Origin of the sequence: Mesorhizobium sp. LSJC269B00 (genome assembly GCF_000502815.1) — a bacterium.
Lineage (GTDB): Bacteria > Pseudomonadota > Alphaproteobacteria > Rhizobiales > Rhizobiaceae > Mesorhizobium.
Window position 1 is genome coordinate 1 of the sequence record NZ_AYVN01000003.1, and the last position, 16392, is coordinate 16392.

The 16392-nt window shown below is 64.3% G+C and carries 11 protein-coding genes and 2 pseudogenes; 4 read left to right on the forward strand and 9 right to left on the reverse strand.

Features of this window, described 5'->3' with window-relative positions; genetic code table 11:
• Nucleotides 1-542: 542 nt before the first annotated feature.
• The 9 genes and pseudogenes from fni to X771_RS156705 form a co-directional block, all read right to left on the reverse strand.
• Nucleotides 543-1589, reverse strand: a complete 1047-nt coding sequence (fni, locus tag X771_RS156740) for a type 2 isopentenyl-diphosphate Delta-isomerase (RefSeq protein ID WP_031202500.1) — start codon at nucleotides 1587-1589, stop codon at nucleotides 543-545.
• A gap of 85 nt (nucleotides 1590-1674) precedes the next feature.
• Nucleotides 1675-2577 carry a hypothetical protein gene (locus X771_RS156735; protein ID WP_023687318.1) on the reverse strand — a complete coding sequence of 301 codons (903 nt, stop codon included), beginning with the start codon at nucleotides 2575-2577 and terminating at the stop codon, nucleotides 1675-1677.
• Nucleotides 2574-4124 carry a hypothetical protein gene (locus X771_RS156730; RefSeq protein WP_023687319.1) on the reverse strand — a complete coding sequence of 517 codons (1551 nt, stop codon included), beginning with the start codon at nucleotides 4122-4124 and terminating at the stop codon, nucleotides 2574-2576. Before X771_RS156730 ends, X771_RS156735 begins: the two co-directional genes overlap by 4 nt.
• Before the next feature lie 146 nt (nucleotides 4125-4270).
• A complete protein-coding gene (locus X771_RS156725) occupies nucleotides 4271-5272 on the reverse strand; it encodes a polyprenyl synthetase family protein (RefSeq protein WP_198025816.1) in 1002 nt (333 codons plus the stop codon).
• Nucleotides 5273-5393: 121 nt separating this feature from the next.
• Complete coding sequence (locus tag X771_RS156720; protein WP_023687321.1) at nucleotides 5394-6737, reverse strand: cytochrome P450; 1344 nt, start codon at nucleotides 6735-6737, stop codon at nucleotides 5394-5396.
• Nucleotides 6737-7579, reverse strand: coding sequence for an SDR family oxidoreductase (locus tag X771_RS156715; protein ID WP_023687322.1), 843 nt, complete (start codon nucleotides 7577-7579; stop codon nucleotides 6737-6739). Before X771_RS156715 ends, X771_RS156720 begins: the two co-directional genes overlap by 1 nt.
• Nucleotides 7580-7747: 168 nt before the next feature.
• Nucleotides 7748-7873, reverse strand: a pseudogene (locus X771_RS1000000169855) (ferredoxin); the annotation flags it as partial.
• Between the two features lies 1 nt (nucleotide 7874).
• On the reverse strand, nucleotides 7875-9164 hold the full coding sequence (locus X771_RS156710) for a cytochrome P450 (protein ID WP_023687323.1): 1290 nt from the start codon (nucleotides 9162-9164) through the stop codon (nucleotides 7875-7877).
• A gap of 90 nt (nucleotides 9165-9254) precedes the next feature.
• A complete protein-coding gene (locus X771_RS156705; protein WP_023687324.1) occupies nucleotides 9255-10457 on the reverse strand; it encodes a cytochrome P450 in 1203 nt (400 codons plus the stop codon).
• Nucleotides 10458-12083: 1626 nt separating this feature from the next.
• Between X771_RS156705 and X771_RS156695 the strand changes: the two genes are divergently transcribed.
• The 4 genes and pseudogenes from X771_RS156695 (at nucleotide 12084) to X771_RS156680 (ending at nucleotide 16313) form a co-directional block, all read left to right on the forward strand.
• Complete coding sequence (locus X771_RS156695) at nucleotides 12084-12617, forward strand: peroxiredoxin (protein WP_023687326.1); 534 nt, start codon at nucleotides 12084-12086, stop codon at nucleotides 12615-12617.
• A 69-nt stretch (nucleotides 12618-12686) separates the two neighbouring features.
• Complete coding sequence (gene rpoN, locus X771_RS156690; RefSeq protein WP_023687327.1) at nucleotides 12687-14123, forward strand: RNA polymerase factor sigma-54; 1437 nt, start codon at nucleotides 12687-12689, stop codon at nucleotides 14121-14123.
• A gap of 57 nt (nucleotides 14124-14180) precedes the next feature.
• Nucleotides 14181-15403: pseudogene (locus tag X771_RS01000000164795) on the forward strand (MFS transporter).
• 724 nt (nucleotides 15404-16127) lie between these two features.
• Entirely contained in the window at nucleotides 16128-16313 is a 186-nt protein-coding gene (locus X771_RS156680) for a hypothetical protein (protein ID WP_156935974.1), read from the forward strand.
• Nucleotides 16314-16392: the final 79 nt, after the last annotated feature.

A 16392-nucleotide genomic window follows, 5' to 3' on the forward strand; every position in this document is an offset into this window, starting at 1 on the left:
ATCCATCCGGGTTCGAAAGCAAAATGTCTTTGACGGCAGCGCTGGCGGTCTTAACTTCAGTCTTGGTCATGGCGGCGTTCCTTCGCGGGAATCAGGTGACGTGAATAATCACCAGCCTGCCATGACCGCCCCCTCTCAGCGCAGAACTCTCAGCACACTACCGGGGCAATGTGCATCGGTGCCTAATTTGCATAACACCAAGCAAACACAAGGGATTGAGGCTGACTTACCTTCTCCGTTGCTTGCAGGAATACTCCTTCATTGCAATGGATTTGCACCATCTGCTCCTGCCGGTCTCCCGCCGCACCTGGTGTTCCGGCCCTTTCAGGGGCTCGGCTCGATCGGCGTGACCACCCTGATCAAGCATCGACATAGCCGTCGAATACCGCTTTACTCTCGGCTGTCCGTTCGGGGCATGGCGGGGTGCCTCCCCGATCACGAAGCAGCACCCGAACAACCCCGTGACCAGCGCGTCCCCGCTTCCGAGACTTTCTCACTCAGTAAGGCTATGCGCCCGCCGCCACCTGCGGGCTACGCCGGCATCAACCGGCGGGCAGATGGGCCGAGGGCAATAAGCGGGCCTGGCGCAACGCCGCCAGATCAGCCGAGCCGGTGCAGAAGCAGGCGACGGCCAACTGGCGGATGACGATCTCGAAATGCGCGACAACGGCCTCGGTGGATACCGTAGCCGCGCGCAGCACGCCGGCTGCCTGCCCGGCGATGTCCGCGCCGAGGCGGATAGCCTTGGCCACGTCGACGCCGTCGCTGACCCCGCCCGACGCGATCAGCTTCACCGCTGGCAGCGCCCGACGTACCGCCTGCACGCTGGCCGGGGTCGGGATCCCCCAATCGGCGAACGCCATCGCAACTGTACGGTCGGCGGCATCGGGGGCCCGCTCGCCCTCCACTGCGGCCCAACTGGTGCCGCCGGCGCCGGCGACATCGATCACCGCCACGCCCGCCTGAACGAGCGCACAAGCCACCGAGGCAGAGAGGCCCGACCCCACTTCCTTGGCCACGATCGGCACGCCGACGCTACGTGCGGCGCGAGCGATCTGGGCCAGGACGCCGCGCCAGTCGCGGTCGCCCTCCGGCTGTACCGCTTCCTGCAGCGGATTGAGATGGACAATGAGTCCATCGGCCTCTAGTGCATCCACCGCCCGGCGCGCGAGGTCCAGGCCGTCGGCCTCGCGCAGTTGCGCGGCGCCGATATTGGCCAGCAAGGGAACGTCCGGGGCCAGGCGGCGCAGCGCGCGCGTCAGCCCCTGGGAGTTGCGGGATTGCAGGCTCACGCGCTGCGAACCGACGCACATGGCGATCCCCAAGGCTTGCGCTGCCTCGCTCAGATGGCGGTTAATGGCCTCGGCGCGTGGCATGCCGCCGGTCATGGAGCTGATCAGCAGAGGCGCGCGCATGGTCTTGCCCAGCAGCGAGGCGCTGAGGTCGATCTGGGTCAGGTCCAACTCGGGCAATGCGCAGTGTTCGAAACGAATGTACTCCCAGCCAGCGGCCTTGGCCCGTGCCGTTGGCCGATCCAGCACTATGTCCAGATGGTCGTCCTTGCGCCGGCTCAACTTGGTGTCGCTGATGCTCGCTCCATCCGCGTCATCGGGCGACGGCGTTGCGTCGGGTCGGACCGACGGCAGCGCGCGCACGCCGCCGTTTTCCGCTCGTTCAGGCCGGCGCACGCTGGGCTGCCCCCGCAAGGTCGCTGCGGTAGCGACTGTTTGAGGTCTGGTAGTACTGCACGCCGATGGCCGCCATGGCTTCGATCAGCGGTCCCCACGGCCGGGGAAAGCGTTCTTGCGCCATCACCCGGTGCAGCATGCGTGTGTGGCCGGCCAGCTCGTCCTTGAGGAACTCCACGACAGGCATGGCCGGATAGCGCTGCAGCAGCAGGATCGCCGCGTTGTTGGCCTCGCCGGCCGACCTATCCTTTTCTTGTCCATGCAGATCGTTCTGCAAGCGCCCTATCGCGGAGATGAGCCGCAGGACCTGGCGAAACGCCGGATGCGCGCGCAAGGTCGCCATGTCCAGCCCCCACAGCAACGACAGGCAACAGAACACGTTCGTGTAGGCGATCGAATCCACGCCGTTCTGCAAGTACTCGGCGTAGGACCAGCGCTCTGCCCCTGCCGCCTGCGCGTGTCCGGCGCGCAGCGCCGCGCAGTAGCACCGGGTATCCTCGAGAAGCTGTGCATAGTCGCGACGATCGTAGGCGAGCCCGGCGAGCGAAGCGCGCAGCACAGCACAGCCCTCGAATCCTGGTAGCGCGCACGGCACGCCCTGCCCCAGCGCCTGCTCCACCGCGGCGAGCTGCTCCTGCGCGATCAGGTCAAGGTCGTTGCAATCGTCCAGCCAGAACAGCAGCGCCAGTTCGCGATAGAAGGCCACGATCAGCGTTTCGTCCAGCGGATCGCGGCCGGTGCGGGCGCTGGTGTCGCGCAGGCTCGGATGGATGCGCTGTAGGATATACTGGCCGCCCCTGACTGCTTCCAGGCCATGCTCGTCGGCGAACCCGGTCAGGGAACGCCCCCATTCCAGCACCTGCTGCAGCGCGCGATCGGTCGGGATCATGGCCCGGCTCCTGTTCCCTCGGCCAAAACATGCCGCCCCCAACGAAGCGCCAGCCACAACCCGGCGAGTTCGGCCACGCGCACCACCCGGGTCGGGCAATACAGTTCCTTGCCGATCCACAGCGGCGTCTGGGGCAGTGAATGCGCCACGTGGCAGGCGAGCATCCACTTCAGCGCCCGCGCCACCGCCTGCGCGATGCCCCGGCGCCGGGTCGGCTCTTCGCTCCCGTCCATCACGTGCAACGCGAACAGCGCATAGGCGGTTTCCTCGAATGTGGACGCGCGACCGGCGCCCCAGCCGCCGTCATCGCGCTGCGCCTGCAGCAGCGCTGTCAGCGCGCGCTCCTCGCGCCACTGGGGCTTGCCTTGCGCGAGCGCAGCAATCGCATGCGCGGTGGGATACAGCCACGAAACGTGCCATTTTTCGTTGTCCCATAGACCGTGCGGGTTGCGATTGGCCTCGACGTAGGCGCTGGTGCCGGCGGCGGGTTTTCCTAACATTCGCAACGCATGCAGGGCATGGATGTTGGTCGACACCGAGGCATTGCGCTCGCCGGGGAAGGTGACGAACAGCTCGCCGGTTTCGAAATGGCGCAATGCATCGACCGCCGGGTCGCGGCCTGCAAGGCGAAGGACGCACAATGCAACGGCGGTGTCGTCCGCATCGGCCGCGAAGTGCAAGGCCGGGCCCAGACCGCGCACGCCGAGGCGGGCGTCAAGCTGCGCGATGATCACTTGCACCGCCTCGGCGAGCGCGGGATGCGCGAACAGACCGGCCAGATGCAGGGTGTACAGCGACCAGCATGGCTCGAACACATTGATCGGCCAGACGTTGGGAACGACACCTTCGATGCCGGTGCGCGTTGCCCGCGATGCCGCCTGCAGATACCCGTCGGTGCGCCCGACCTGCGGCGTTCTTCCCTGTGTCACGGCGTGCGCACGCCACGCGGCGGTGGCCGCCGGACTGATGCCGATGCTGCCGTCGTCGTCCGGGCATGCGGTGGCCGGCGACGCCCCCCAGGCTTCCCAGGAGTGCAGCAACGGATGGCCGCTCGGCAAGGTCGCCACAGCCCCCAGCTTGACCAGGCGTGCTTGCCGCAACGGCAACAGCGCCGGGTGGCGCGGAAACGCCAAGGCGCCCAGCAAGGATGCGGCCTCGTCGCACAACTGCGGCAGGATCAGCTCCGCGCCGATGGGCGCGTCTTCAGGCACCGCATGCGCGTAGGGATCGGGCTGGCGCTCGAGGAACCGGATTGCAGCCTGGACTGCGTCGGCGGCGCCGGGAAGAGGATCGGCACGCTGCAATGCCAGCAGCGCCGCCCAGGTGGGCGCATGGCGAAACAGCGGGAAGTCCGCACCTCCCCATCCGCCATCGGCCTGTTGCTGCGCGATGAGCCACGCGTATGCCTCGTGCCGACCGGTGACTTTGCCGTCGAACTGCAGAGCTCGCGCCGTGTCGTATACGGACGGACCGACGCTGCCGCCGTCGCTCATCTCGCTCAGCAGGTGGCGCAATTCGGAAAGGATCTGTTCGGACAGCGCGTTCACGCGGGATTTTCCTTCTGCAGAGGGCTATGAGAACAGAAACGGGCAGACGCCGCGCACGTCGCCGCCGACACGAACACAGTGCAGCATGCAGCGCCCGCCCGGCCGATCGCAGCAGCACAGCGGCAAGTCCTTATGGATGGGCGCGCTCATGCGTATGGCGCGGACAGATAGACGTTGGCCCGCTGCAGCATCTGCGCCAACCCTTCCGCACGCGCCCCCAGAGGGGCGATGGCCTCCCCGGCGTCGTGCAACAAAAACAGCGCGAACTGGCGCGCTGCCTGCAACCCCATGATCGACGCGCAGGTCGGCTTCTGCGCGGCCGCGTCCTTGCCGGGGGTCTTGCCAAGAGTCGCGGTATTCGCCGTCGCGTCGAGAATGTCGTCGGCCACCTGCAACGCCAGGCCATAACAGGCGGTGTAGCGATCGAGCGCACTGTACAGCGTAGTGTGCGCGGCATCCTCCGCGATGGAGTATAGCGCGCCCATGCGAACCGACGCGCGCACTAGCGCTCCGGTTTTCATCCGGTGCATCGCCAGGATCCTGTCCAGCCCGGCGTGCTTTCCGACCAGCGACAAATCCATGGCCTGCCCGCCTGCGGCACCCTCGGCGGACACCGCCTGCGCCAGTTCACGCACGAGCGCGATACGATTGTCGCCCGGCGCATCCAGGCTCGCCAGGGTCAGGAAGGCGTGGGCCTGCAGCGCATCGCCGACCAGGATCGCAGTGGCTTCGCCGAACTTTACGTGCACGGTCGGAAGGCCGCGGCGAAGCACGTCGTCGTCCATCGCGGGCAGGTCGTCGTGGACCAGGGTACAGGCGTGCATCATCTCGATGGCGGCAACGACGTCGTCGAGCATGTGCGCCGGCGTGCCCGCCAGTGCGCCGGCAGCCAGACAGAGCAAGGCTCTGGTGCGCTTCCCGCCATGCAAGGTGGCGTAGCGCATGGCTGCCATCAGCTCTGTCTTACCGTCGTCTTCGGCGCAGAGCAGACGCGCCAGCGCCTGTTCGACCCGCTTTGCGCCGTCCTGCATCCAGATCTCCGGGAGCAGCCCGCCAGATGCGCCGCGCGCCTGCGCGCCCAACCCGCCGAATGCGGAAACGCCAGTTCGGTCGTCGTGTATTGTGGAACCGGTTTGCATGTTGTTCATGTCCTTGTAGCTGAGACGGCCACGGCGAGCGCAAGTCGTCACACGAGTGCGTGCGCTGAGTGCAGCAATGCCGCGCCCCGCCGGCGCCGCTGCCTTGCCACACAGGGCGTGCGACGCCAGCTCATGAGAAGCCTATGCGGATTGCCATGGACGGATGTGCGGTCGGGTAATAGCGCCGGCCTTTTTCGACGTCGCTCAGCAACTGCGGCCGCACCCCGGCCTTGTGCATGGTCAGCGCCAAGGCGATGCAGAACTGCACCATTTCCAGCCATACCAGGTGGTAGCCGATGCAGACGTGTGGGCCGGTACCGAACTGCAGCATGTCCACGGGCCGGACCGGTTCTGTGCGTAGCAGCCACCGCGCCAGGCGGAACTGATCAGGCGCCTCGTGCAGCAGCGCCGAGGTCGAGAAATGCAGCAGCGGGATGCATAGGTGGGTGCCCGCGGGAATACGCCGTTGGCCGAGTTGCAATTCCTGCAGCGCGCGACGCGGCAGGAGCGTGGTCGCCGGATGCAGGCGCAGTGTCTCGCGGAACAGGGCCTCGGCGACCGGACACTGCGCCAGGTCCGCGTGCCGGGTCGGCACCGCGCCCACGCGTTGCGCCTCCTCGACCAGGGCGTCCCACAGCACAGGCTGCCTCGCCAGCTCGATCACGATCCAGGCCATCGTCGAGGCAGTGGTGTCGTGACCGGCAAGCAGCAGCAAGCGAATGTTCGCGACCAGGACGTCATCGGAGAGCGGACCGTCGCTGCTGTCAAAAGCGCTCACCATGTCGTTGATGAACCCGGTGCGCGCGGCATGCGCGCGCGCATCGCGGACGAACCGGCGCAACTGCGCGTCGATCCAGTCGCGGGCGGAGCGGCCGCGCCGCAAAGGCAATCCGGGCAGGTCGACCGGTGGCGCGATGATCAACTGCAGCAATTGCCGGTACTTGCGATGCCATCCCGGCAGGTCCTGCGCGGGGATTCCCATGAGGCTGAAGATGAGCTTCAGCATCAGGTCGCCGGTCTCGCGCAGGATAGTTACCTCGCCGCGGGCGCGCCACGCCTGCACCCGCGCCTGGATGACCGGCGCGAACAGGTCGCCGATCCCGGCCTGGGTCAGCCCCTTGGGCAAGAACGCTGCCTTGATGGCATCGCGCGCCTGCCGGTGCGCGCCGCCGTCCAGGGCAACCAACGTTCCGCCAAGCAATTCGGGCGCGATCTCTTCGATCAGCGCCGAGGACACGTCCTTGTGCTTGAGCAGAGAGAATGCGTCCGGATCCACACAGGTCATCAGATGTCCGGCAGGGCCGAAATCCAGCCAGAAGTGGCTGCCCAGCGTCCGTTCTGCGCGTTGCAGCAGGCGCGGCAGGTCGCAGACAATGGCGGGAAGATGCCCGACCAGGGGGAAAGCGCCGGGCATGACCGGGATGTCGGATCGCAGCCGGTGCCGACGGTTGAGTGGGTTGAGCAGTATGTCCATCAGCAGCGCGCCGCCGTCGCCGATTCGGTGTCGCCGGCAGGGCGCGCGGCGCAGCTGTTGCCACCGTCGGCGTATGTCGGCACATGCGCCAGCATGCCGCCATCGATGCACACGACCTGGCCGGTGATGAACGCAGCATCGGCGGAGAGCAGGAACGCCACGAGCGCGGCCACGTCCTCGGGGCGGCCGACGCGCTGCAGGAGCTGGTGCCGGCGCAGATGCCGTTGCATGCACTCGTCCAGCTTGGCGAGGAGACGCTCGGTCATGATAAGACCCGGCGCAACCGCGTTGCAGCGAATCTGCGCATGACCGTACTGGGTGGCGAGCGAAGCCGAGAGCATGTTCATCGCCGCCTTCGACGCGCCGTAGGACGTCTGCCCCTTGTCACCGCTGAGCCCTTGGCACGACGACATGTTGACGATCGCGCCACCGCCGCGGTCGATCATCCGTGGGATGGCCTGCCGGCAGCAGAGCAGCGTGCCGCGCAGATTGGTCGCCATGGTCTGGTCCCAGACTGCCAGGTCCAGGTCGAGGATCGCGCAGTCGCGCGGGGTCAGATGCATGGCGCTCGCATTGTTCACCAGCAGGTCGACCCCCCCGAAGTGCCGCTCCGCCGTCTCGAACAGCGCTGCCACCGCCTGCTCATCGGCGATATCCATGGCTATGGGCAGCGCGTGGCCTGCTTCGGCCGCGATCTGCGCGGTGCAGGCGATGGCCGCCGAGCCATCAATGTCGGCCACCACCACTCTGCCGCCCCCGCGCGCGATGGCGAGAGCGCATGCCTTGCCGATGCCGGCGCCGGCGCCGGTCACCACGGCCACCTTGCCTTCAAATCTTGCCATCGTGTCTCCTGAATTGCATTGGTCTTTCGCAGCATGCCGCTCGGCCTGCGCCGGAGAAGGCGCAGGGTCCGCGCTGGCGCGCTCGTCATGGCCAGCATCGCTTTCGATGACCCGAATGGCGGCGACCGGGCACTGGTTGGCCGCAAGCCGCACGGCGGCGTGCAGCGCCTGCGGGACCGTCGCCACGCACACTTCGGCCACCCCGTCCGGTTCGCGCTGGCGAAAGGCGCCCGGCAGCGTCAGCACGCACTGCCCGGTAGTTCCGCACAGATCCTGATCGACCACGACGCGCATCTCAGCCCTCCTGCCGATGCAGCCGCACCGGCAGCGCGCGGAACGTCCTAAGGAACGCGGAGGGCTCCCGGGTCGGCTGCTCGGCCAATGCCAGCGTGGGGAAGCGCGCCTGGATCCGCGGCAGGCTCTCGGCCAACTGCACCCGGGCCAGTTGCGCACCAAGGCAGAAGTGGATGCCGTGGCCGAAGGCCAGCATGATCTTCCCGTCGATCGATATGCCAGGACTGGTGCCGTAGAACCGCACGGGATCGAAGCGGTCCGGATCGGCGAAGGCGTCCGGGTCACGATTGCCGGCCGCGATCAGAACGCGCACGTCCGCGTTCTTCGGGATCACCACGCCGCCCAGTTCGATGTCGCGCTGGGCGATACGCGGAATGGAGCTGAACATGGCGGGCGCGTCGTAGCGCAGGGCTTCTTCGACGAATGCCTTTACCCCCATGGCATCTCCTTTCAGCCAGTGCCGCTGTTCGGGATACGCCAGCATCGCCAGGACAGCATGGCCGATGGCCGCGGCAGTGGTGGCGAAGCCGCCCAGCAACATGCCCCAGAGCATGCTGATCAATTCCGTATCCGACAGCATCTCGGCATCGCCGTCGTGTGCGCCGACCAGCATTGACACGATGTCGTGGCTGGAATCGGAGCGCTTGCGCTGTATGAGGTCGCCGAAGTAGGCCTGAACCTTGGCGCTGGCCGAGTCCGCCGCGGCGAGCTGGGGATCGCTGGCGTGCGGGCTCAGGCCTTCCAGAATGGCGCTGATGCCGGTGACGAGCCCGAGAATGTCGTCCGGGGGCATGCCGAACAGTTCGCCGAAAACCAGCATGGGCAAGGCCAGCGCGAATTCCCGATGCAGGTCCACCGCATCCCCGCGCTCCAGCGCGGGCGCCATGCCGTCCAGGCGCGCTGCGACAATGCGAGCGATGGTCGGCCTCAGGTTGTCGATCTGGCCGATGGTGAAATCGCGCGAGATCAGCCGGCGCAGACGCGTATGCGTTGGTGGTTCCTTCATCGCTAAAGTGGACGCCAGCAAACTTAGCGACAGGCTGGTCGCCGCACGCGGGAAATAGCGCGCCAGTTCGCCCGGCGCCGGTCCCCGAAAAGCATCGCCAGTGGCTTTAAGCGCCCAGTAGATGTCGGCGTGGCGGCTCAACAGAAAGAGGCCCGACGCCGCGCGATGTACCGGATCGTGCTCGCGCAACCACCGCATGAATGGGTACGGGTCCTGAATGCACGCTGGCGACGCGAGTTCGGCGAAGGCGTCCCGGCATGCTGCCGTGGTTTCTTGCACGTCCATCTTGGTCACCTGTTGGTTGGCTGATCTGATCGGCGCGCGGCAGGGGCGCCGGAATTCGAGGACATCGCGATTCCTCGTGGCGTCCGCGCATCACCAGAGCACCGGGAACTCCACGAACCCGCCAGTGATGATCTCCTTGCGCAACTCCAGTTCTTCGGGCGCCACCGCCAGGCGCAGCGCGGGAAAGCACTGGAAGATCGAACCGAACACCGCTTTTAGTTCCAGCCTGGCCAGCGCCAAGCCGATGCAGCTGTGCGGCCCGTAGGAGAACGCCAGGTGCGGGTTTTCGTCACGTCCGATGTCGAAGATTTCCGGGTCGTCGAAATGGCGCGGATCGAACGACGTCGCCGGCAGGCCGACCAGCACCTTGCTCTCTGCGGGAACATGCACGCCCGCGATGGTCACGTCGGTCCTCGGATAGCGCATGATGCCGTCCCAGCCGGCGCCCGGCGGGTACATGCGCAGGATTTCCTCCACGGCCTTGTCCACCAGGGATGGATCGCCCACCAGGCGTTCGCGCTGTTGCGGATGGCGGAACATGGCCAGCAGGCCAAATTCGATCTGTGCCACGGTGCTCTCGTGCCCCGCCACCAGCATGCCTGCCGCCAGGCCGATCGCCTCTTCCTCGGTCGCCTTGCCCTGGTCGACCGCCGCGAGCAGATCCGTCAGCACGTTGTCGCCCGGATCCTGGCGCTTGTCCCGCATCTTGCCGCGAATGTAGGCGCGGAGTTCTTCCCAGGCCAAGCGCGACGCGCTTCGCGGGCCGCTTTCATGCTGGTGCGTCATCACCTCGTCGGACAGCCCTGCAAAAAAGGCGTGATCCTCGTAGAGCACGCCCATCAGCGCGCCAATGACCATCGCAGGAAGCGGAAAGGAGAGGTGGCGCCGCAGATCGGCGGGCTGGGGCTGGGCCGCCAGCGTCTCGAACAACTGCGCGGCGATCGCCTCCACCTGCTGCGCGAGCTGCTTCACCCTGCCGTTGCTGAAGGCCGGCGCCACGATCGTGCGTAGCCGCGTATGCTCGCCCCCCTCGTGCGAGACCAGCCATCCTGGCGAACCGAGAATCACCGAATCCGGGGTGAATGCCGCCGGCGGCATTCCCGCGGGCCGGAACGCCGCGTCGGTCAACACCGCCTTGGCCTCGTCATAGCCTGTGACCCACCAGCCTTCGTGCCCGGACGGGAAGCGCACGTGGTGGATCGGACCATTGGTGCGTAGCGCCAACATCTCGGGCGATGGCTCAATGTGATCGAGGCGCCACATCGGCAGCGTCGGCAAGGGTTGTTCGGACATGGTGGCACTTCACTCAATAGCGAGGGCGGAAGGTGACCGGCGGGCGCTGCGGCAGCGAAGACCTAAGACGGCATATAGATGACGTCTCCGAAGGCAGACCGATTATCAAGAACGGCTAACGCGTAACTGTCTAGGCACATCGCGCGGCGAGATGCGGAACGTTATCTTGCACCTTCGAGGTCAGGACAAAGTCGGCGCGGTGGGCATTTGAGCCGCCGCCGGCCAAGCTTTCCTGCGCAAGGGTCGACAAGGGCGGCGAGCTGTTGGGTAAGGGCGGTTTCGCCGAGCACACCATGCCCATAGACGCTATCCGACGCGGATTTGACATTTTGCTTTTCTTTCTTCGTTCCATTCGTGCCATCCACGAAATGAAAGTCGGTCGGCGGCTCCCGGCCCGCAACGAAGAGGCTTCAAAACTCGTGCCAATTTGGCCGACCGAAGAAAAAAATCTGTGATGCTTTTAGGGGCTTAGCCTGAGGCCAGAGAAGAGCTAGGCGAAATAGGCCGGTGTCGCGGGCCAACAAAGGCGACCGAACAGTGTCGGACAGAACGCCTCGGCGACCTTTAGGTCGGGCTTGCGACATTCTGGTCCAGTTTCGAACATAAGAGGGCGGCAAACAGACACGATTGGGGAATTCGATCCTCACGGGGCCAAGGCGCTTGCCCAAGAGCGCGCGCTCATGTTGCCGCGAAAGGCGCGTGTTCGCGGTGCCTGCGCACCCATGAATGCTAGCGGCACACGCTACGCAATGACTGGAGTGCCCGCCAGCCTCAGGTAGTGCATCGGCTCGGCTTCCGGTCTTCTTTGCCCAGCCGGGGCCGAAGCGCCGAATATCCGCACCATACAGCATCGTTGTTGCCTGTGTGACGAGGCGGTTATAGCGCGCGCCAGATCTTCTAAGACACGGCCTCCGAGAAGGAGGGGGCGGTCAACAGCACCTCTATTCGAAATGGCACGCCGCTTGCTGCTCCTGGTTAGAGCACTATCAAATCACGATGAAAGCGACTTGCACCATGCCCGACACGCGAAGCTCTAGACCGTGGCCTAAGGAGACGGTGCTCCTTCCAGCTGAACATCGGGACATCGTCTCCTCCGGAAGTCCGTTCTGGATGGCCGCTTTGCGCATGGCTGGTCCGATGCCGGCACGCCAACACGGGCCGCGCGCGCAAATGCGGTTTGCCGGTTCTGTTCAGCATGTGAGTGCCGAAGAGTCCCCGTCAAAGGGTCCCCCAAGCCAAGGTCAGCGGGTCACCGCCACATATCGACAACACGCTGAACCAGTCCAGTGACGCGGGTCTGTTGCGTAAAGTCACATTTGAGGCCTGCACATGCTTGCGACATTGGCTACTTCCGGCCGCTATCACTTTTCCCTGGGCACGCGAGCGAGTGATCGATCCCGCTTGCAGCGCCATAGCCGTGGAAAGCAAACGGCTCGACGGTGTCCAGCTCGCTCAGATCGATTGCGTTCGGATGGCAAAGGCCAGCAGCCAGGACGTCCCCATACGTCGGGATCAGGAGGTTGCGAGCCGCGAGTCCTTCCGTGCCCGAGCATACGAGCCTTTTCTCGGTATTGCGTCAGCCTCTGCCAGAAATCAACGGCAGTTTTCTTCTTTAGGAGCAACTTGATGACATTTCAAAAGAAAGTTCCCTTCGTTACCTTTCTCACGCGTGTTCACGATAAGTCGGTCCAGGGGCCAAATCCATATCGCTGGGAAGAAAAGACATCTGACGACTACTTTGCCGGCAAGCGGGTCATCCTGTTCTCGCTGCCTGGCGCCTTCACTCCGACCTGCTCGACCTACCAATTGCCCAAGTTCGAAGAGCTCTATGATGAGTTTGAGAAGGAGGGAATTGACGCGATTTACTGCCTCTCAGTCAACGACGCCTTCGTCATGAATGCGTGGGGGAAGTCCTTGGGCCTGAAGCAGGTCAAGCTCATCCCCGATGGCTCAGGCGAGTTCACACGCAAGATGGGCATGCTGGTTGCCAAGGACAATCTCGGATTCGGGATGCGCTCATGGCGCTACGCCGCCCTGATCAACAATGGCGTGGTGGAGCACTGGTTCGAGGAGGAAGGTTTCTCCGACAACTGCGAGGCCGACCCGTATGGCGTCTCATCCCCGCAAAACGTTCTTGAAACGCTGAAAGCCGCCGCATGACCTAGAAAACGTCTCACTGGCGCCATTGCAGGCCCCAAGAGGCTCCTCGACAGGATTATCGCACTCACCATGCAATCTTCAGCAAGCCTGTTTCAGCGCCAGAAGCAATCCATCGTCGCATCGCCTCAACTCATTGAGTCGATTCGCTTGCTGCAACTGGCGCATACCGAACTGCATCAGTTCGTGGAGCGGGAAATCGAGAAGAACCCGCTCTTGGAATCTGCGTCAAACGATGGCGGGCCTTTTGACGATGCTTCGATTTCAGGAGCGGATCAGCCTCTCGGCCCTGGTGCAAACGCCGTTGAAGGACTGACCGGGGCAGGGTCGCCTGAACGGCTCGGTCAATGGAAATCACTTCGCAACACGACCAACAACCCGCCGGGCAATGGCCCTTCCCTCGACGAGTTTGCCACCCTCGCCGAAACATTGCACGACCATGTCGCTCGTCAGATCGCCCTCACTGCGTTCACACCACAGGAGCGGCTGATCGCTGGCCAGCTTGCCGCCGATCTGGAAGACACTGGCTATCTTCGGGCAAACCTTTTGGAGCTGGCCGAGAGCCTTAATGTCCATGAGGCTGTTGTGGAACGGGTTCTCGGAACCTTGCAGCAATTTGATCCACCGGGAGTTTTTGCGCGAAGTCTCAGAGAATGCCTCGAGATCCAGTTGCGCCAGCGAAACCGGCTCGACCCGGCAATGGCAGCTTTGGTTGCCCATCTTGAAATGCTTGCGCGACGCGATTTTGAGGCACTAAAGCAGCATTGCGGCGTCGATGAAGAAGACCTTCTCGACATGATGCATGAGATTCGGGCGCTCGATCCCAAGCCTGGGAACAGATTCCAATCCGGTGCGTCTGAATCAATTATACCCGACGTCTGGGTCACGCCATCGCCGCAAGGCGGGTGGCAGATCGAACTTGATCCCGCCACGCTGCCGAAGCTGCTGATCAACCAAACCTACTATGCCGAAGTCACGCGTCAAACTGCCCAAAATTCGAAAGATAAAGCATTTCTCGACGAATGCTTGCAAAACGCGAACTGGCTAATCCGCAGCCTGGATCAGCGCGCCAAGACGATTGTTAAGGTTGCGGCTGAAATCGTGCGTCAACAGGATGCCTTTTTGGAACATGGCGTCGCCCACCTGCGGCCTCTCAATCTCAGAACCGTCGCTGACGCGATCGGCGTGCACGAGTCGACGGTAAGCCGGGTGACCTCGAACAAGTACATGCTTACCCCGCGCGGCGTCTTTGAACTGAAGTATTTTTTCACCGTCGCGATCGCGTCCTGCCAAGGCGGCGATGCGCACTCCGCCGAAGCTGTCCGGCATCGGATCAAAGCGATCATTGCCGCAGAATCTCCCGGCGACGTGCTTTCCGACGAGGACATCGCTGTCCGGCTGAAGGAAACCGGCATTGATGTTGCGCGCCGCACCGTCACAAAGTATCGCGAAGCAATGAACATCCCCTCCTCCGTGCAACGCCGCCGGGAAATGCGCTTGTGTTTTTAGATTTGGGTCAAGGCAGCCAACATCACGTTGCATTGCATCAAAGTGGAGACTTCGTCCATGACCCGATCCGCAGCAGGCGTCATGAACGCTGTTCTGCACGACCCAGAAAAGCCCGTCCCACCGTCTGGTCCCGCATGGGGTGCCATCATTTCGCTTTCCTTGGGCACCTTCGGGCTGGTCACGGCAGAGTTTCTGCCTGTCAGCCTGCTCACGCCCCTCGCGCATGATCTCGGTATCAGCGAGGGNAGGGAGCGGCTGGACAGGCGATGACGGCGACAGCTACCGTCGGGGCGATCTCGGCGCCGACGGTGGCCATCATCACAAAGCGCCTGGACCGCAGGACCGTCATGTGGGCCATGACGCTGCTGCTGATCCTGTCGGACGTTCTGGCGGCCGGCGCGTGGTCGCTGGCGGTTCTCCTGACTGCACGCGTCGTGCTCGGCATAGCGCTCGGAGGCTTCTGGTCGATGTCGGCAGCACTGGCGATGCGGCTCGTTCCAAGCCACCTCCTGCCTCGCGCTATGTCGATCATCCTCACCGGCGTTTCCGTAGCTACCGTCTGCGCAGCTCCAATCGGCGCTTATGTCGGCGAGATCTGGGGATGGCGAAGCGCCTTCATGCTCGCCGCAGCCGGCGGCGTCGCTACACTGCTCGTGCAGCTCATAACCATTCCGAGACTGCCTCCGATTGGAGTGACTAGCGTCCGCAGCCTGCTGGATGTGGCAAAGATTCCGATGGTCAAGGTTGCGCTTTTTGTCATCCTGCTGGTGGCTTCCGGCCACTTCGCCGGAATCACCTATATCCGCGCCTTCCTCGAAAAGATTCCCGCGCTTGACGTTGAGACGATCTCGCTTGTGTTGTTTGCTTTTGGCATCGGCGGATTCTTCGGCAATTTGGCCGGCGGGCTTCTGGCCGAGTACAGTCTCAAGGCAGTCGCGGCCCTTGCACCGCTGCTCATAGGGATAGCGGCTGTTTCGCTACTGACGGCGGGAGCATCGGCCTTCGCCTCGGGGATTGCGGTTGGCGCGTGGGGCTTTGCCTTCGGCGCGGTGCCGGTGGGATTACAGACGTGGATGGTGCGGCGGGCCGTTCCCGAGCAGGCCGAAAGCGCCGGTGTGCTGATGGTCATAGCATTCCAAGTGGCAATCGCAGCCGGCGCGATTTTCGGCGGACTATTGGTGGAGAATGCGGGGATTACCAGCGCCATTGGCTACAGTGCTGTTGCCACGTTCGTCGCTGCCCTCATAGTGTTACTGCTCGGGCCGAAGCGCGAAACCTAGACCGCCTGACAGGAGAATCCAGCAGCGCAGCAACCCATCACCCGAACAGATTGAGGCGGACACCATCACCGCCCTGCTTGAGGCCGAAGAAGAGGAGCGCGAAGAGGGCGACCCTAGTCGACACGAGCAGACCCCTGAGGAGAGAGCCGCTTGGCCTGACCTCACAGACGAGGCAAGAAGGGGATGCCAGAGGGGCACCTTGAAGCCCTTGGAGAGCACATCGCCGACCTCCTGCGGGAGTATCGCGGGGCACTGGCGAGACGTAACCCCGAGATCGTCAGGGCGGAGCTTCACATTTACCTAAAGGCGCACCAGCTTCGGATAGACCCCTCCTCCCCTTCTACCGTGATGCTGGCCTTGCGGTGCTCAAGGGGCACGTGAAGGCCTATGAGATGATGGGGAGAAGGCGGGAGGACATCCCTACGCCCCAGCCTAGCGCCGGCAAGGGGCCGCTCCTCTCGGAGGCTTATGACCTGTGGCAGAAGGGCAGCCCAGCGAGGGGAGGAAAGCAGCCCCTCACCCCATACCCTTCGCGAGGCAGAGCGGCCGATGCGCTACTTCACTCAATGGCATGGCGACGTTAGGCTAGGGGACATCGGGGAGGACAAGGCCCGAGACTTCCGCAATGCGCTCGTCAAGATGCCGACGAGGATGACGGACAAGCAGAGGGCCTTGCCGCTTAGGGAGTTGCTTGCCGGGGACCTTGGGCCGCATGAGCCTGTGCATGGAGCCCAATCTGCTGTCGGCTATCGTCAGTGGGGCGGAGAAGGAGGGTTTGGTCGATGCGGTGTCGGGCTTCACCAATCCCTTCAAGCGCCTCGCCCTCACGGTAGACCGGCGCGGAGAGGATGGCAGGCGGGCACCGTTCGCTGAGGCGGACCTCAAGGCCAACTTCGGGACAGGGGTCTAAACCGCAGGGAAGCGGCCTGAGGGCGGCGGTGGTGATGCTGCTTACTGGTTTCCTATCATCGCCCTCCTCTCAGGGGCGC